The organism is Ralstonia edaphi, from assembly GCF_958350185.1.
Lineage (GTDB): Bacteria > Pseudomonadota > Gammaproteobacteria > Burkholderiales > Burkholderiaceae > Ralstonia > Ralstonia edaphi.
Window position 1 is genome coordinate 765,059 of record NZ_CATWHI010000001.1, and the last position, 17,682, is coordinate 782,740.

The 17,682-nt window shown below is 66.1% G+C and carries 14 protein-coding genes and 1 riboswitch; of the genes, 2 read left to right on the top strand and 12 right to left on the bottom strand.

All coding sequences use genetic code 11. From position 1 onward, the window contains the following. Nucleotides 1-57: 57 nt before the first annotated feature. From R2669_RS03405 to R2669_RS03420, 4 genes are read right to left on the bottom strand one after another with little or no spacing between them, the layout of a single operon-like run. Nucleotides 58-1,428 (bottom strand): MFS transporter, encoded by a 1,371-nt coding sequence (locus tag R2669_RS03405; RefSeq protein ID WP_430708758.1) that lies wholly within the window; start codon nucleotides 1,426-1,428, stop codon nucleotides 58-60. A gap of 56 nt (nucleotides 1,429-1,484) precedes the next feature. Beyond that, nucleotides 1,485-2,435 carry an SMP-30/gluconolactonase/LRE family protein gene (locus R2669_RS03410; RefSeq protein ID WP_316899062.1) on the bottom strand — a complete coding sequence of 317 codons (951 nt, stop codon included), beginning with the start codon at nucleotides 2,433-2,435 and terminating at the stop codon, nucleotides 1,485-1,487. Nucleotides 2,436-2,440: 5 nt separating this feature from the next. Further along, nucleotides 2,441-3,391, bottom strand: coding sequence for an NAD(P)-dependent oxidoreductase (locus tag R2669_RS03415; protein ID WP_316898554.1), 951 nt, complete (start codon nucleotides 3,389-3,391; stop codon nucleotides 2,441-2,443). Further along, complete coding sequence (locus R2669_RS03420; protein WP_102065904.1) at nucleotides 3,391-4,089, bottom strand: RraA family protein; 699 nt, start codon at nucleotides 4,087-4,089, stop codon at nucleotides 3,391-3,393. The genes R2669_RS03415 and R2669_RS03420 overlap by 1 nt, the downstream gene beginning before the upstream one ends. 169 nt (nucleotides 4,090-4,258) lie before the next feature. Between R2669_RS03420 and R2669_RS03425 the strand changes: the two genes are divergently transcribed. Continuing rightward, the gene (locus R2669_RS03425; protein ID WP_316898556.1) at nucleotides 4,259-4,969 is read left to right on the top strand and encodes an IclR family transcriptional regulator; all 711 of its coding nucleotides are present in this window, start codon (nucleotides 4,259-4,261) and stop codon (nucleotides 4,967-4,969) included. Between the two features lie 25 nt (nucleotides 4,970-4,994). Here R2669_RS03425 and R2669_RS03430 read toward each other — a convergent pair whose 3' ends face one another. Then, nucleotides 4,995-6,275, bottom strand: coding sequence for a voltage-gated chloride channel family protein (locus tag R2669_RS03430; RefSeq protein WP_316898558.1), 1,281 nt, complete (start codon nucleotides 6,273-6,275; stop codon nucleotides 4,995-4,997). Nucleotides 6,276-6,352: 77 nt separating this feature from the next. Beyond that, nucleotides 6,353-6,430: riboswitch (Fluoride riboswitch) on the bottom strand. A 269-nt stretch (nucleotides 6,431-6,699) separates the two neighbouring features. On the opposite strand from R2669_RS03430, the gene R2669_RS03435 reads away from it, so the two are divergent. Then, entirely contained in the window at nucleotides 6,700-8,193 is a 1,494-nt protein-coding gene (locus tag R2669_RS03435; RefSeq protein ID WP_316898560.1) for an acyl-CoA synthetase, read from the top strand. Between the two features lie 27 nt (nucleotides 8,194-8,220). Here R2669_RS03435 and R2669_RS03440 read toward each other — a convergent pair whose 3' ends face one another. The 7 genes from R2669_RS03440 to R2669_RS03470 all read right to left on the bottom strand — a co-directional run bounded on the left by R2669_RS03440 (nucleotide 8,221) and on the right by R2669_RS03470 (nucleotide 17,559). Continuing rightward, entirely contained in the window at nucleotides 8,221-9,990 is a 1,770-nt protein-coding gene (locus tag R2669_RS03440; protein ID WP_316898562.1) for a phospholipase D-like domain-containing protein, read from the bottom strand. A gap of 207 nt (nucleotides 9,991-10,197) precedes the next feature. After that, nucleotides 10,198-11,349 carry an enoyl-CoA hydratase/isomerase family protein gene (locus R2669_RS03445; protein ID WP_147216217.1) on the bottom strand — a complete coding sequence of 384 codons (1,152 nt, stop codon included), beginning with the start codon at nucleotides 11,347-11,349 and terminating at the stop codon, nucleotides 10,198-10,200. After that, complete coding sequence (locus R2669_RS03450; protein ID WP_147216219.1) at nucleotides 11,346-12,143, bottom strand: enoyl-CoA hydratase; 798 nt, start codon at nucleotides 12,141-12,143, stop codon at nucleotides 11,346-11,348. The genes R2669_RS03445 and R2669_RS03450 overlap by 4 nt, the downstream gene beginning before the upstream one ends. Further along, nucleotides 12,143-13,036, bottom strand: a complete 894-nt coding sequence (gene mmsB / locus R2669_RS03455; protein ID WP_316898565.1) for a 3-hydroxyisobutyrate dehydrogenase — start codon at nucleotides 13,034-13,036, stop codon at nucleotides 12,143-12,145. Before mmsB ends, R2669_RS03450 begins: the two co-directional genes overlap by 1 nt. A 19-nt stretch (nucleotides 13,037-13,055) precedes the next feature. Further along, nucleotides 13,056-14,603 (bottom strand): CoA-acylating methylmalonate-semialdehyde dehydrogenase, encoded by a 1,548-nt coding sequence (locus R2669_RS03460; protein ID WP_316898567.1) that lies wholly within the window; start codon nucleotides 14,601-14,603, stop codon nucleotides 13,056-13,058. A gap of 66 nt (nucleotides 14,604-14,669) precedes the next feature. Beyond that, the gene (locus R2669_RS03465) at nucleotides 14,670-16,364 is read right to left on the bottom strand and encodes an AMP-binding protein (RefSeq protein WP_316898569.1); all 1,695 of its coding nucleotides are present in this window, start codon (nucleotides 16,362-16,364) and stop codon (nucleotides 14,670-14,672) included. 61 nt (nucleotides 16,365-16,425) lie between these two features. Then, the gene (locus R2669_RS03470; RefSeq protein WP_027679405.1) at nucleotides 16,426-17,559 is read right to left on the bottom strand and encodes an acyl-CoA dehydrogenase; all 1,134 of its coding nucleotides are present in this window, start codon (nucleotides 17,557-17,559) and stop codon (nucleotides 16,426-16,428) included. Nucleotides 17,560-17,682 lie beyond the last annotated feature (123 nt).

The window sequence follows — 17,682 nt, forward strand, 5'->3', positions numbered from 1 at the left end:
CGGGTGCTGTGCGGCGCTGTTTGAATGTCTGGGTAGAAAGGTACTGCGATCGCACGATCAGGGTGTTGCGGCTTCACCGGCATCGGCGCCCGGGTCGCCCAGCCAGGCGATGGACAGTGCGCCGATGATGAGCACGGCCGACACCGCCAGCAGCGGCGCCGTAAAGCCCTGCGAGTACTGCTTGATGGCACCGACCATCGACGGACCGACAAAGCCGCCGAGGTTGCCCACGGAAACGATCAGCGCGAGGCCGCCCGCGGCCGCACGGCCCGTAAGGAAGGTGGACGGAATCGCCCAGAACGTGGCCTGGAACGCCAGGATGCCGCTCACCGTCACGCACAGCGCCGCGAGCTTGAGCGCCGGTGCATCCAAGGCCGTGCTGGCCGCCAGCGCCACCGCTGCAACCACCAGCGCGGCAGCCACATACGGGACGCGGTTCTGCGCGCGGTTCGCCACGCGTGCCCACCACAGCATGACCACCGCACCGAGCGCGTACGGGATGGCCGTCAGCCACCCGACCACGGTGTGCTCGACGCCAAACTGCTTGATGATCTGCGGCATCCAGAGGCCCACGCCGATGGAGCCGACGATGCCGCAGAAGTTGATGAACGCCAGCACGAAGACGCGCCAGTTGGTCATGGCATCGCGCAGGGTCGCGCCGTGCTTGCTGGCGATGTCGCGTTGCTCCATGGCGAGGCTGCGCGCGAGTACGGTCTTCTCATCGTCGGTGAGCCATGTCGCCTTTTCCGGCCGATCCGCGAGCACGAACAGGCACGCGATGCCAAGCAGCACAGCCGGCAGCCCTTCGATCAGCAACAGCCATTGCCAGCTGCGCAGCCCATGCAGGCCGCCGAGTTCCAGCAGCGCGCCGGAAATGGGTGAGCCGATCATGTTCGCCACCGGAATGCCCACCAGGAACGCAGCCGTCACCTTGGCGCGCCACTTGCCCGGAAACCAATGCGTGAAGTAGAGGTAGATGCCCGGCGTGAAGCCCGCTTCGGCAAGACCCAGCAGAAAGCGCGCCGCCGCAAAACTCTTGGGCCCGACCACAAACGCCGTGGCCATCGAGAAGATGCCCCACGTGATCATGATCCGCGCGATCCAGATGCGCGCCCCCACCTTCTGCATGATGAGGTTGCTCGGGATCTCGAACAGGAAATACCCGATGAAGAACAACCCTGCGCCGAACCCGAACTGCTCGGCCGTGAGGCCAATGTCCTTGTTCATGGTGAGCGCGGCAAAGCCCACGTTGGTGCGATCGAGATAGCTGATCACATAGCAGGCGAAGATGAACGGCAGGATGCGGCGGAACGCCTTGGCCAGCGTGCGTTCGCTCGCCTGGTAGTCCGCATCGGGCAGCGTGGTGGCGGGGCGCACATCCGCGCCATGCGCTGGCGTGGTGGCAGTCAAGGTCTGGGACATTTGCATGGTCTCCTCCATCGCGCTTCTATGAGCGCTCAGGGTCGGGTATCGATGAGCTGGGGCTAGGTCGTGGCTTTTGTCTGCTTTGCCCGATGCGGCAGCGGGCCGGCGATGTCCATCTCGGTCTTGAGCACCGTGCCGGACACCGATTCGGTCATGAAAAGCGTCTTCATTCCGGGGCCACCAAAGCACAGGTTCGTGAGCGATGCACCTTCGGGGCTGGTCAAGACCATGTCCGGCTCTGCACGGTGGTTCAGCACCCACGCGCGGCCGAGTCCGGGGTTGGCCACGAACAGCCGCCCCGCTGTGTCGATCGTCAATCCATCCGGGCCGCTCGGGCCGTACGACGTGAAGAACTGGCCGACCTTGCTGACGGAGCCATCGGCCTGTAACGGCACACGCCACACGCAGTTGCCGCGCGTCATGGCGACGTACAGCACCTTCTCGTCGGGCGACAGCACAAGCCCGTTGGGGCTGGGGCAATTGCCCAGCAGCATGTCGAGCCTGCCTTCCGGCGAGAGGCGATAGACGCGACCCGTCGGGTCTTGCAGCCCGGTCTGGCCCTGGTCGGTGAAGTACAGGTTGCCGCGCGAATCGAACGTCAGATCGTTCACGCCCTTGAAGCGCTCGGAGTTGCGGCGCTCAAGATACGGCGTGACTTCGCCACGCTTGATGTCGAGCAGCATCAGCCCGTTGCGGTAGTCGGTGATGAGCAGGTGCGCATCGTCGACGAACTTCATGCCGTTGGGCTCACCGTCGTATTCGGTCACCAGTTCCCAATCGCCCGCCTTCGAGATGCGGAAGACGCGGCCGTGCGGGATATCGGTCACGTACAGATGACCGTGGCCGCGGCCGTCCGGACACCACACCGGTCCTTCCAGAAACGAGTCGGTGGCTTGCCCGCCGCGATTGGCGCGCGCCCATTCCGTCTGGACATCGGGCTTGCGAAACCTGGCAGGCATGCGCGTGAAGACTTCGGCTTCACGCACCGCCGGTGGCGAGAGCAGGAACATGGACATCACGCCGCCGTGCGGGCACGTTCCTCGATCACTGCGAGCACATTGGCCGCCGCGCCCTTGCCCATGTTCACGTAGGCCGCGTCGCTCACGCCGCCGACGTGCGGCGACAGAATGATGTTCGCAATACCCTGGAACGGATGCGGCACCGTCATCGGCTCCACACCGAAGCTGTCGAGCCCTGCTGCACGGAGTTGGCCAGTGGCCAGCGCTTCCACCAGCGCGGCTTCGTCAATGAGGCCACCGCGCGCCGTGTTGACCAGGATCGCGCCGGGCTTGAAGCAGTTGAACGCGTCGCGGTTCAGCATCTTGCGGTTCTGGGCGGTCAACGGGCAGTGCAGCGACACCACATCGGACTGCGCGTACAACTCGCCAAGGCTCACCAGCTTGACGCCTGCCGGCGTCTCCTTGGCGTACGGGTCGAAGGCGATGACATTCATACCGAACGCCAGCCCGATCGTGGCAGCCCGGCGGCCGATCGCGCCCAGGCCGACCACGCCCAGCGTGCGGCCATCCAGTTCGACTGACTTGTGCGTCGCCTTGTCCCAATGCCCCGCACGCATGCGCGCGTCGAGGTGCGGGACAGACTTGGCACACGCCAGAATCAGCGCCCACGCATGTTCGGCCACGGCCGCGGCATTGGCGCCCACTGCAGCCCGCACCGCGATGCCACGCGCCGCGGCAGCATCCTGATCGATGACGTCGATACCGCTGCCGTGCTTTGAGATCACCTGCAGGTTGCCGCCGGCTGCATCCATGATGCGGGCGTTGATCTTGCCGTAGCGCACGATGATCGCTACCGGCTTGTGCCGTGCGCAGAGCGCGAGGATGTCGTCTTCGGTGGGTTGCTTGCCGGCAAACACGACCTCGAAATCGCCCAGCATCTCCATTGCTTGCGGGGCCAGGTCAGCTGCCGTGACGAGCAGGACGGGCTTGGTTGCAGTCGTGCTCATTACAGTGCCTCGCCTTCGGCCAGCATGCCCGCCGCGCGCAGTTCTTTCTCGAGCCAGCCGGGGCGCGTATCGCCCTTGCGGATCGCCGCAATGCGGGCCGCTTCGGCATCCACCTTTTTCTGTGCGAGCACGAGAATGCGCTCGACGTCGGCACGCGGGATCACGACTACGCCATCTGCGTCGCCCACGACCAGGTCACCCGGGTGCACCGTTGCGCCGGCAGCCGATACAGGCAGGTTCACGCGGCCTGCCACGCTTTTGGTCGGGCCGCACGGGTTCAAGCCGGCAGAAAAGATCGGGAACGTGCCGTGCGCCAGCTCATGCGAATCGCGCACCGCGCCATCGATGACAAACCCGGCGATGCCCGTTGTCTGCGCCTGCGTGGCCATGATCTCGCCGATCAGCGCGCAACTCTGGTCGCCCTTGCCGTCCACCACGATCACATCGCCGGGCTTGGCGACCGCCAGGGCGGCATGGATGGCGAGATTGTCACCGGGGCGCACCTCCACCGTGACGGCCGGCCCGGCCACTTTCATGGTCGGCGCGAGCGGTTTGACGCGACAGTTCAAGGTGCCGCGGCGGCCGGCAACGTCAGCCAGGATGGCCGCCTGGAAGCGGGCAGCCGCCTCGACCAGCGCGGGCGAAACGCGTTCGATGTCGCGAACGATGGCGGAAGTGTTGTGTGAAAGGGTACTCATGAAAACCTGCCTCAGACTTTGATGTTTTACTGTGTAAAACTGTGGTGTACTCAGTGAAATCACTATAGCGACGGCAAGGGGGGCGATCCACTAGCGTTTACCCTTCCGCTAGATACAACAGCGTTGTACCCAGTACAATCGCACCGTTCGAAGTTCGGGGAGTCGGAAAATGGGAAATGACGGCGTTGCCGCAGTAGAAAAGGCGCTGGCCTTGCTGGATTGCTTCAAGCCGGGGGCGGAGGCCCTGTCACTCGCGGCCTTGGCGCAAGCGTCGGGCATGCACAAGACCACGGTGTATCGGCTGATGAACTCGCTGGAGCGCATGAGTTATGTCACCCGCTCCGAGTCCGGCGCGTACTCGCTCGGACCGCGCTTGCTGTATCTCGGCAAGCTCTACGAGCAGTCGTTCCACTTGTCTTCCGTGGTGGAGCCGGTGCTGCATGCGCTGGCGGCGGCCACGCGAGAGAGCGCATCGTACTACGTCGTCGATCACGGCCGGCGGCTGTGCCTGTTCCGCGCCGAGCCGTCCGAAGGCCTGCGCGAGACCCGCCTGCCCGGCACGTCGCTGCCGCTGGACGACACGGCCATCAGCCACGTGCTGCGTTATTGGGGGCTGGGTGAAGCGCTGTATGACGGCACCCCCGAATTACCGCTGTTCACCTCTGGCGCGCGCGACCAGCACACGGCGGCGTTCGCCACGCCCATCTTCGGTTCCGGCGACAAGTTCATGGCCGCGCTGACGCTGTCAGGCGCAGCTTCACGGCTGGAAGCGGCGCGCACCTCTGGGGAGGTCGTCACGAAGCAGTTGCAGGCGGCGTCCGAGCTGTCGCGCAAACTCGGCGCAAGTGCGGCGTTGTGCGAGCGCTTCTACGGCGGTTGATGGACGCCACGCTCGCGCCTCCGCGCTAAAAGCGCCCGGCGGATTCAGCCGGAGCCTGCGCCGCCGGTTCCGTGTCGGACGGGCGCTTCGCATGGCCAATGCGCTGCGCGTGATAGATGCCGGTGTGGCCCGAGAAGAGATAGCTCACCACGCAGGCAATGCCGGCAAACGTGCCGACTTCGGGGCCGAAGAGTTCCATCGCCATCAAGGTCGACGCGATGGGCGTATTGGCGGCGCCCGCAAACACGGCAACGAACCCCAGGCCCGCCAGCAGCGGGAACGGCAGCGGGAGCACGTAGCCCAGCGCATTGCCCAGCGTGGCGCCGATGTAGAACAGCGGCGTGACCTCGCCGCCCTTGAAGCCGGACGCCAGCGTGACGATCGTGAAGGCCGCCTTGCCGGCAAAGTCGTACGCCGGCAGCGGAATGTGGAATGCGTCCACGATGCCCGGAATGCCGAGGCCGAGATATTTATCCGTCCCCAGCGCCAGGGCCACCGCCACGACCACGCTGCCGCCCAGCACCGGGCGCAGCGGCCCGAAGGCGATGTGATGCTTCAACAGGCGGCTGAGCCGGTGCGTGAGCGCCGCGAACGTCATGCCCGCCAGACCGAAGACGATGCCCGCCACCACGACCAGGCCGATCGCGATGGGCGTGAGATGCGGCACAAACGGAATCGCATACGGCGTGTGGTGCACGCCCAGCAACGGCGGCACCAGGTCGCCCACGATGGCCGCGATAAAGCACGGCAGGATCGCGTCATAGCGCAGACGGCCGATCGCGAGCACCTCCAGCCCGAACACGGCGCCGGCCAGCGGCGTGCCGAACACCGACGCGAAACCCGCGCTGATGCCCGCCATCAGCAAGATGCGCCGGTCCGCCGGGGCCAGCGAGAACAGCCGCGTGAGGTAGTCCGCGAAGCTGCCGCCCATCTGGACGGCCGTGCCTTCGCGCCCGGCCGATCCGCCAAAGAGGTGCGTGACAACGGTGCCCAGCAGGATGAGCGGCGCCATGCGCTTGGGCACGACGCGCTTCGGGTCGTGGATCTCGTCGATCAGCAGGTTGTTGCCGCCTTCCACCGAGCGCCCCGTGTAGTGATAGAGCAAGCCGACGGCAAGGCCCGCCACGGGCAGGAACCACAGCAACCAAGGATGAGCCATGCGCGTGTCGGTCGCCCAGTCCAGCGCCAGCAGCAACACCGCGGAGCCCAAGCCCGCAAGCATGCCGACAAGCGCCCCCAATGAGAGCCAGCGCAGCAGATACCCGAACATGAGCAGCGGCTCGGAGCGTGTAACCATTTTCTTCATGATGACCAGATTCGAAGAACTCAAACCTGAGCGACAGAACGTCGTTTGGGCGTGTGCCTACAACTTCCTTCGTCCAGGAACTTGTAGGCATCATCAGCCGGACGCGTCATCCGCAGACCGGCGGTTAAGGGAGGCATGCCATCTCCACAAGGTTGCGCATTGTGCCTGAAGGCCGTCGTGGTCACAACCGGGCACAATCGCGCACCACCCGGAAAAATGCCCGCCCTGCCATCACACCGGACGGGCTTTTCGGCCTCCGGCGTGCCGCAGCATTCCGGTGGCTGGCTCCCGCTGCCAAGCGGTGCGTTGTCCAATGACATTCACCAGTGTGCGCAATTCACCGTGGATTGTTCAATACGGCTCGATCCGGCATGCTGCATGGATTCAGCAGCCGCCCACCAGAGACCCCGCGCAGGAGACACGCATGACCGCCCACCTGATCTTCGATGATCGCCCCACCGATGCCGATACGCTGCTCTCCCGCGGCGCCGCCCTTGCCGGCGGTCTGCGCCGCATGGGCGTGCAGGAGGGCGACGTGATCGGCGTGTTGCTGCGCAATGCACCGGCCTACATCGACGTGATGCACGCCTGCCGCATCGCGGGGTGCTACTTCTGCCCGATCAACTGGCACTTCACGCCGGCCGAGGTGGAGTTTCTCGTGCGCGATTCTGGCGCCAAGGTATTGATCGGCCATCGCGACCTCGTCGACGCGGTGGAACCGCTGCTGCCGGCCCACGTGCAGCTGCTGCGCGTGGACGCCGAAGGCACCGACCGTGCCGACGGCTATGCCAACTGGCTGGCGCTGCAGACGCCATACGACGGGCCGCTGGTATCGCCGCGCGGGCACATGGCCTATACCTCAGGCACCACGGGCCGGCCCAAGGGCGTGGTGCGCCAGGCCGTGCCGCTCGACCAGCTCGACGCGCATCTGCAGAAGGCGCGCGCCGTGGTGGCGGCCACGTTCGGTATCGTGCCGGGCTGCCGCGCGCTGGTGCCGGCGCCGCTCTATCACAGCGCGCCGAGTCTCTTCGCACAGCAGGCCGCGCAGATGGCAGAGCTGCTGGTGGTGAACGCGCGCTTTGATGCGCTGCGCGTGCTCGAGCAGATCGAGCGCTACCGCATCGACACCGTCTACCTCGTGCCGATCATGTATGTGCGCCTGCTCAAGTTGACGGACGAAGAACGCAGCCGCTACGACCTGTCTTCGCTGCGCTTCGTGGCGTCCACCGGCGCACCCTGCGCGCCCGAGATCAAGCGCAGGATGATCGACTGGCTTGGCCCCGTCATCTATGAAACGTATGCGTCGAGCGAGACCGGCATGATCACGGTGATGGACCCGCGCGACGCAGCCGCCCGCCCAGGGAGCGCCGGCCGCCCGGTGTGCGACGCGCGCGTGCGCATCCTGCGTGAAGACGGCACGCCGTGCGACACGGGCGAGATCGGTCTGATCTACAGCCACCAGCCCGCCTACCCCGATTTCACCTATCGCGGCAATGACGAGGCACGCCGCAAGGCCGAGCGCGATGGCCTCGTCACGCTCGGCGACATGGGCTACCTCGATGCGGACGGCTACTTGTACGTATGCGACCGCGCATCAGACATGGTCATCTCGGGCGGCGTGAACATCTACCCGGCCGAGATCGAACACGCGCTGCTGCGCCACCCCGATGTGGTCGACTGCGCCGTCTTTGGCGTACCCGACGACGAATACGGCGAGCGCCTCGTCGCGGTGGTGCAGACCGAGCGCGAAGACCTGCAGGCAGAGGCCGTGATCGAATGGCTGCGCGGTCAGATTGCCGGCTTCAAGATCCCGCGCCAGATTGAATTCACCACAGCACTGCCGCGCGACGACAACGGAAAGATCGCCAAGCGCCGGCTGCGCGATGCGTGGTGGGGCGACCGGCAGCGACGCGTTTAAGGCTGCACGCACCGCCGCCGGCATCGGTCACGCGACCACCGCCTCCTGCGCTGTGCCCGACTTGGCGAACAGCGTGCGCTCCGTGAACTTGATGTTTTGCGGATCGTAGTACGGGTCGGCCCACGCGCCGGTCGGCTTCAACACCAGCGGCTTGTCGGCCGTGGCCTTCGACTCCCCCGCGCGGAAGCGGTAGTGGTCGAACAGCCGGATGGCCTCGATCGCATAGGCCGTGACGATGGCCGGGTCGTAGATGGCGATCAGGCTGTCGCCGTTCTGCTCTTCGCCGCCCTTTGACAGGTTGGACGAGCCGCAGAACACCACCGGCTCATCGCCATTGAAATCGCACACGACAAACTTGTGGTGGATGTGCTGGCCGGCGCCGGCATCCACTTCCTGCTTGAACGGCGCAGGCGCGTCGTCCTTCAAATACGCGAACGACACGGTTTGCGACGGTACATCGCGGCCCGGCGCAAAGGCGTCGACACCACCCTGCTTGTCGATCACGCCCAGCGAGAGCAGCCCAGCCTTGTGCGGCACCACCTGTTCGAGCGTGGTCAGCATCTCGCCGCCGCCATCGGTGGCCATCACCGCAAACAGCACGGACGACAGCGCGCCCTTCACGCGGTCAGCCGCCTCCGTCAGCAACGCATCGGTCTGATGCGGCGAGAAGCCGAAGCGCGCACGCGGCGTGCTGCCTTGCGGCACCGCCTGCCAGCTGGCCGCCAGCGCATCGGCGCGGAAGGCTGCGGCCACCTTGCGGCTGCCGGCAGCGTCTTCGCCGTATTGGCCGATCCATCCCCACAGACGCTCGAATACCTGCGCATACAGCTGCGCGGCGTCTTGCTCGAACACGAGCACGCTGTTGGCCTGCACATACAAGCCGCGCAGCGAGAAGTTGGCAGAACCGGCCAGCACGCGCACCGGCTTGCCGGCCGCATCACGCAGCAAGATGGCCTTGTGGTGCTGAAACCGCGCCAAGTGCGTGCGGCGGACATCCGCGCCGGCTTGCCTGAAGTAGTCAGTCGCTTGCGTCTCAAACGCGTTGTCGGTGCCGTGGCCCGTCGGGCTGGCGCCGTTGCCGACGTAGTTGTCCTGAATCACGCGGACCTTGCGACCGTTCTGCGCAAGCCACGCAATCGCACGGATGATGTCAGGCTCATCCAGGTCATAGGCCAGCACGTCGATGCCGTAACCCTCGGACGCGTGGCAGTGGTTCAGCAGATCGATGATGAGACGGCGGCCGGTGGCGCCCAGGTAGGCGTACTTGTTCTGATACGGCTGCGTGTCGTACAGCAGCGGCGATTTTGTCTGCGCGCGCTTGTCCGGTGCCAAGGCCGTGTTGCCGCCGTAGTGATCGATGAACGCCTGCGACGACACATAGCCGCGCACCATGCCCACGGTGGCCCAATCGCTCATCGGCTGCTGCAGCGTGGCGGTGACGGTGCGCGTGGCGCGCGTCTCCAGTTGCACAGGGTTCGTCGACACAAAGTAGCGCGCGTGCACCGTGTAAGTCAGGTGCGCGGCGGCATGCGGCGGAAAGTGGACCCAGTGGAACGACTGAAACGGCGCGTCGATGGAATCGGCATAGTGGCCGGCCTTCAGCGGCGCATCTGCATGGATGGGCGTGTCGAAGGTGAGCCGGTTGGGCACCCAGTAAGGCGCCCCGCCCTGCGGCGTGCACTGGATGGCAAAACCGGCCAGATCGGCGCGATCGGCATCGGCCACATCAAAGGCGAACAGCACGGCGCTGTCACCCTGATACACCTTCACCTGAAATGAATCGACGGATGTCGCCATGGGAGCCTCCTGGGGAGTGGCAAAGCATCCGTCCAGTTAGCACCGCGATTGTGACAACCGTCTGACGCCGGGCACCGAAGCCGAGCTGCCATGCGGGTTGGCAGGCGGAGAATTCAACCAGGCTTCAATCCCATCTGCGTACGCGCCTGCAACTGAATGCGCCGCCTCCAGCGCAGCGCGTGTCGCCCATGCGCCGCTCCCCCCGACTCAACCAAGCCCCGCCAACGGGTGCGCCTCCGCCCGCCAGGGCGACGTCAGAAAATGCCGCACCCGCTCGGGCCGCACCTGCGGCAGCGTGGCCGGCGCCCAGCCGGGCCGGTGATCCTTATCCACCAGATGCGCGCGCACGCCTTCGCAGAAATCGCCTTCCTGGATTCCGCGCGCAACGATGCCCAGTTCCATTTGGAAGCATTCCGCCAGCGACAACTGCCGGCCCCGCAGCAACGCTTCGCGCGTGACGTGCAGCATCGTCGGCGAATGCGTGGTCATGGCGTCAAGCGTCGCCTGCAGCCACTGGCGCGGCTCGCGTGCCGATTCGCGCTCAAGGCTCTCTCGCAACGTGGCCACAATGCGATCGACCGAAGAACGCCGATCGAAATAGCGCAGCACCCATGGCATCGCCTGCGCCAGCGGCGCGTGCGGAACGACGTTGCACGGCGGCTCGAACACGCGGCGCAGCGCTTGCATGAGGTCGCCATCGTGCGGCATGCGCTGCAGCCGGTCTTCGAACGAGGCAAGCCATTCGGCAGGCACGCACACATCGGCCAGGTGGCAATGCAGCGCATCGGCACCGGTCAGCGTCACGCCTGTCAGACCGACATACAGCTCAAGCTCGGGCGACATCACGCTCAAAAAGCGCGTGGCGCCCACGTCGGGCAGAAAACCGATGCGCGTTTCGGGCATCGCCATCTTCGTCCGCTCGGTCACGACACGCAGCCTTGCGGCTTGCCCAAGGCCCATGCCGCCGCCCATGGTGATGCCATCCATCAGCGCAACGATGGGCTTCGGAAACTGGTGCAGCGCGTAGTCGAGCCGGTATTCGTCGACGAAGAATTGCAGCCAGCCGTCGTCGCCGTCCATGCGGCCCTGTTGGGCAAGCTGATAGAGCGCGCGGACATCACCGCCGGCGCAGAAGCCCTTCTGGCCCGCGCCGCGCAGCACCAGCGCGGCGATGCCGTCGTCATGGCGGCATTGCTCCAGCAGCGTCGCCAGTTGGCGCACCATGCCGTGCGACAGCGCATTCAGCGCAGACGGCCGGTTCAAGGTGATGACGGCCACGCGGTTCACCACGCGCATCAACACCTCGGGCTCGGCAGCGGCGGCCTCGGGCGGCGCCGCCTGCAGTTGGACGGCACTCATTGCAGCGTCTCCGATTCGTGTGTGGAATGCCAGCGCGGCGCGCGCTTCTCAAGGAAGGCGTTCACGCCTTCGCGCTGGTCCGGGTGGTCGAACAGATCGACAAAGCGCTCGCGCTCCACGGCCAGCGCCGCGCTGCGCGGCACGCCATTGCGCGCCTGATGGATCAGCTGCTTGCTGAAGGTGACGGCCTGCGGGCTCAACGTCGTTACACGCAGCGCCATGGCGATGGCGGCTTCGCGAGCAGCGCCCGTTTCCACCACCTCTTCCACCAGGCCGATGCGCAGGGCGGTCTGCGCGTCGACGCGCTCGCCAGTCAGGATCATGCGCTTGGCCCAGCCTTCACCCACGAGCCAGGGCAGCGTCTGCGTGCCGCAACCGCAGCACAGCAGGCCGACAGCCGTCTCCGGCACGGCCAGCTTGGCATGGGGCTCGGCGATGCGGATGTCGCATGCCAGCGCGCACTCCAGGCCACCGCCCATCGCAAAGCCGTTGATGGCAGCGATCACCACCGGGCGCGCATTCTGCAGCGCCTCGAACGCGGCACCGAAACGTGCAGCGGCCTCGCGCGCCACATCGCGATTGCCATCGGCAAAGGTGTTGAGGTCGGCGCCCGCGCTGAAGAACTTCGGCCCGTGGCCCGTGACGACGATGGCGCGTACGCGTGCATCGGCGTTCAATCGCTCGACAGTGCCTTGCAGCTGCAGCAGACCTTCCGGGGTGAACGCGTTGGCCGGCGGACGCTTGAGCGTCAGCACCGCAACGGTGCCCTCATGCAGCGTTTCCAGTTCGATCATCACGCCGCTCCGTCTTTCCGATACAGCTTGATGACGGCGGAGAAATCCAGCTTGCCATCGCCCTTGCTGCTCACGGTTTGATAGAGCTGCTGCGCCAACGCGCCCAGGTAGACCGGCTGACGGACGGACTTTGCCGCATCGCCTGCCAGGCCCAGATCCTTGAGCATCAGGTCGGTACCGAATCCGCCCGTATAGCCGCGCGACGACGGCGCGGTCTCGATCACGCCCGGGAACGGGTTGTAGGTATCCGAACTCCAGCACCGGCCCGTCGACGTGTTGATGATGCCGCCCAGCACCTTCGGGTCGATGCCCAGCGCTTCGCCCAGCGACATGGCTTCGGCCACGCCGGCCATGGTGATGCCGAGCACGAGGTTGTTGCAGATCTTCGCGCCTTGGCCGGCGCCGGTGTCGCCGCAATGCACGAGGTTGTTGCCCATGGCGGACAGCACCGGACGCACCTGCTCGAACGCCTGTGCGGTGCCGCCCACCATGAACGTCAGCGTGCCGGCCGCCGCGCCGCCCGTGCCGCCCGAGACCGGCGCATCGACAAAGGTGTTGCCGTGCTCGGCCGCCAGCGCGGCAAACGCCTTCACGCTGGCCGGGTCGATGGTGCTCGAATCGATGATGGGCACGCCCTTGGCAATGCCCGCCAGCACGCCGTCTTCCGCCGTCAGCACGTGGCGTACATGCGCGGCGGCGGGCAGCATGGTGATCACGGTTTCCGCGCCTGTCGCAGCGTCTTTGGGAGACGCGGCGGCCATGGCACCGGCTTCCACCAGCGCGCCCACGGCCTGCGTATTCAGATCAAAGACGGTCAGCGCGTGGCCCGCCTTGAGCAGGTTGCGCGCCATCGGGGCGCCCATGTTGCCCAGGCCGATGAATGCGATTTTCATGACAACGCTCCCGGTGCGATCAGCGCAGGCTGATGGTGGTATTCACGCCGCCGGCATCGACCGCGTCGTCAAACCAGCGCGCCGTGACCGTCTTCGTTTGCGTATAGAACTGCACGACCTGCTTGCCGTACGGGCCCAGATCACCCAGCTTGGAGCCGCGCGAGCCGGTAAAGCTGAAGTACGGCACGGGCACCGGAATGGGAATGTTGATACCGACCTGCCCAACGTCGATCTCGCTTTGGAACTTGCGCGCCGCCGCACCGCTCTGCGTGAACAGGCCCACGCCGTTGCCGAACGGGTTGGCATTGACCAGCGCAATCGCATCGTCCAGCGTGGGCGCCGTCAGCACCAGCAGCACGGGCCCGAAGATTTCGTTGGTGTAGATGTCCATGTCGGTCTTCACGTCGGTAAAGACCGTGGGGCCGATGAAGTTGCCGTCTTCGTAACCGGCGACGCGCACATTGCGGCCGTCGAGTGCGAGCGTCGCGCCCTGCTGCACGCCCGATTCGATCAGGCCGAGAATGCGTTGCTTGGCGGCACGCGAGACAACGGGGCCGACATCGGTACCCGTCTCCACACCGGCATTCACCTTGAGCGTTTTTGCCTTGGCGATCAGGTCCGGCACCCACTGCTGCGCGGCGCCCACCAGCACGACGACTGAGGTCGCCATGCAGCGTTGCCCCGCCGCGCCGAAGGCCGCACCCACCAGCGCATTGATGGCCTGCTCGCGATTCGCATCGGGCAGCACCACGGCGTGGTTCTTCGCGCCCATCATCGATTGCACGCGCTTGCCGTGCTCGCTGCCGAGGCGATAGACATGCGTGCCGACCGCGGTGGACCCGACAAACGAAATCGCCTTCACATGTTCGTGCGTGCACAGCGCATCCACCACGTCCTTGCCGCCGTGCACGACGTTCAGCACGCCCGGCGGCACGCCGGCCTCGAGCGCCAGTTCAACCAGCTGCATGGTCGACAGCGGATCCTGCTCTGAAGGCTTGAGCACGAACGTGTTGCCGCACACGATCGCCATCGGAAACATCCACAGCGGAATCATGGCCGGGAAGTTGAACGGCGTGATGCCCGCGCACACGCCAATCGGCTGGCGCAGCGTGTAGGTGTCGACCGCGCCCGCCACGTTCTCCAGAAATTCGCCCTGCTGCAGCGAGCCCACCGAGCACGCGTGCTCCACCACCTCCAGCCCGCGGAAGATGTCGCCTTCTGCATCGGGCAGCGTCTTGCCCTGCTCGGCCGTCAGCGTGCGGGCGATGCGCGGCGAGTGCTCGCGAATCAGCGCCTGGAACTTCAGCATGATGCGCATGCGCGCGCCGACCGGCGTGTTCTTCCACGTGGCAAACGCCGCATGTGCGGAGCGGATGGCCGCGTCCACTTCGTCGGCCGTGGCAAACGGCACGCGCGCCAGCACTTCCTGCGTGGCGGGGTTCACGATGTCGCGCCATTCCTTCGACTGCGATTCGACAAACTCGCCTCCGATCAGCAGCTTGACGGTGGGCGGGGTGTCCTGCTGTGCAGCAGGCTTGGCGGAAGCGAGGGAAGCAACGGCGCTCATGGGAGTCTCCTGGCGATTCGGTATCGGTTGCGGTGGCGGTAATGGGTTCAATGCGGGACGGGCAAATCAGGCGAAGTCTTCTTCCCAGTACTCGCCGGGCAGGCGAGCCGGTTGCGGCGTGCGTTCAAGCTCCAGCCGACGCAGTTCCACGCGGCGGATCTTTCCGGAGATGGTCTTGGGCAGCTCGCTGAACTGCAGCCGGCGGATGCGCTTGTAGGGCGCCAGCTTTTCGCGCGAGAAGAGGAACACGGCGCGCGCAAGCTCGGGGCCAGCCTCATAGCCCTGGCGCACCGTCACGAACGCCTTGGGCACGGACAGCCGCAGCGGATCGGAACTCGGCACCACGGCGGCCTCGGCAATGGCCTCGTGCTCGATCAGCACGCTTTCCAGCTCGAAGGGGCTCAGCCGATAGTCGGACGACTTGAACACGTCATCGGTGCGGCCCACGTAGACGAAGTAACCGTCGTCGCGGCGCATCGCCACGTCGGACGTGTGGTAATAGCCGTTGCGCATGGCCTCGCCCGTGGCCTTGGCGTTGTTGGCGTAGCCCTGCATCAGGCCGAGCGGGCGATGCGAGAGCGGCAGCACGATTTCGCCTTCGCTGGTGGGCTGATCGTCGTGGTCGACCAGTTCCACGCGGTAGCCGGGCAGCGGGCGCCCGACCGAGCCCGGCACGACCGGCTGGCCCGGCGTGTTGCCGATCTGGCAGGTGGTCTCGGTCTGGCCGAAGCCGTCCCGAATGGTCACGCCCCAGGCGCTGCGCACGCGCTCGATGATCTCGGGGTTGAGCGGCTCGCCCGCACCGACGATCTCGCGCAGCTTGACGGCGTATGAGGCCAGCGGCTCCTGCACCAGCATGCGCCACACGGTGGGCGGCGCGCACAGCGTGGTCACGTTGAAGCGCACCAGCACGTCCAGCGTGTCCTTCGGCACGAAGCGGGCGTAGTTGTAAACGAACACGCAGGCCTGCGCATTCCACGGGGCAAAGAAACAGCTCCACGCGTGTTTGGCCCAGCCGGGTGAGCTGATGTTCCAGTGGATGTCGCCGGGTTGCAGGCCGATCCAGTACATCGTCGACAGGTGCCCGACCGGATAGCTCTGGTGCGTGTGCTCGACCAGCTTCGGCTTGGACGTGGTGCCCGAGGTGAAGTACAGCAGCAACGGGTCGGTCGCCTTGGTTGGCCCCTCGGGCACGAACTGCGCGGGCGCATCGTAGGCGGCTGCCAGGTCGATCCAGCCTTCGCGCTGCGCGCCCACGGCGATGCGCTTGACGCTTGCATCCACACTGTCGAACTTGTGCAGCTCCGCCGCGTCGACAACCACGCAGTTCGCGCCGCCCAGTTCAACGCGGTCGCGCACGTCATCCGGCGAAAGCTGCGTCGTGGCCGGCAGCACCACCGCACCGAGCTTCATTGCCGCGAGCATCACGTCCCACAGTTCGACGCGGTTCGGCAGCATCAGCAGCAGACGGTCACCCCGCACGATGCCAAGCCCGCGCAGGAAGTTCGCCATGCGCGACGAGCGCTCCGACATCTGCGCAAACGACAGCTTCAACCCTTCGCCCTGCGCGTCATCGACGATCCACAGCGCCGGGTTGTCGTTGCCGCGCGCCATCACATCGAAGTAGTCGAGCGCCCAGTTGAACGTGTCCAGCGTCGGCCACGCAAATTCGCGATACGCCCGGTCGTAGTCGGTGCGATGGCGCAGCAGAAAATCGCGCGCTTCCACAAAACCCTGTGCTGCAGATACCGCTTGGTTCATCGTCGTCTCCTGGTCGGCGCGTTTGCGCTCTTTCGTATGCGGTCGATGTGCGCGGGGCGTGCTACACGTGCCGCGCGATCACCATCCGCTGGACTTCGCTGGTGCCTTCGTAGATCTGGGTGATGCGTGCATCGCGGTAGTGGCGCTCGACGGCGTAGTCGGCCAGATAGCCGTAGCCGCCGTGGATCTGGATGGCGTTGGAGCAGATTTCTTCCGCCAGTTCCGATGCGTAGAGCTTGGCCTGCGAGGCTTCCGACAAGCACGGCTTGTCTGCGCTGCGCAGGCGCGCCGCGTGGTGAACAAGCAAGCGCGCCGCATTCAGGCGCGTGGCCATGTCGGCCAGCATGTTGGCGATGGTCTGATGCTCGCGCAGCGCCTTGCCAAACTGGATGCGCTCATTCGCGTAGTTGCGTGCCGCATCGAACGCGGCGCGCGCAATGCCCACGGCCTGCGCGGCAATGCCGATGCGCCCACCTTCCAGGTTCGACAACGCGATCTTCAGGCCCTCGCCACGCTCGCCCAGCAGGTTCTCTTCGGGCACGGCGCAGTCTTCCAGCGTGATCGGGCAGGTGTCCGACGCGCGAATGCCGAGCTTGTGTTCGGGCCGCCCAACGTGAAAGCCCGGCGTGTCCGTCGGGACGATGAAGGCCGAGATGCCGCGCTTGCCCGCCTCAGGGTCCGTCACGGCAAAGACGATGGCGATGTTCGCGCGTGCGCCGTTGGTGACGAACTGCTTGTTGCCGTTGAGCACCCACTTGCCGTCGCGCAGCACCGCACGCGTGCGCAGGTTGTTGGCCTCGGAGCCGGCATGCGGCTCGGTCAGGCAGAACGCGCCAATCGCACGGCCGGTGGCCAGATCCGGCAGGTAACGCGCCTTCTGTGCCTCGGTGCCGAACTTGAGGATCGGGCCGCAGCCGACCGAGTTGTGCACGCTCATCATCGTCGCGCTGGCAGCGCAACCGGCGGCCACCTCTTCCAATGCGAGCGCATAGGCCACGTAGTCGGTGTACGAACCGCCCCACTCCGCCGGCACGATCATGCCCAGCAGGCCCAGCTCACCCATCTCGCGCACCACCTCGTCGGGCAAGGCGCCGTCACGGTCCCACTGCGCGGCGTTGGGCGCCAGGCGCTCGGTGGCAAAGTCGCGCGCAGCGTCGTGGATCATCCGCTGCTCTTCGGTATAGAAGTCGTCCATCGCTTGGCTCTTGCTTGTTTGCTGACCGGTGCCGCGTGACGCTGCCTGTGCAGGCGCCTTACACTGTGCAGCCCGCGGCGCTCGGGTTCGATGGGGGAAAAGTGTAGGCACGCGGCTGGGCGG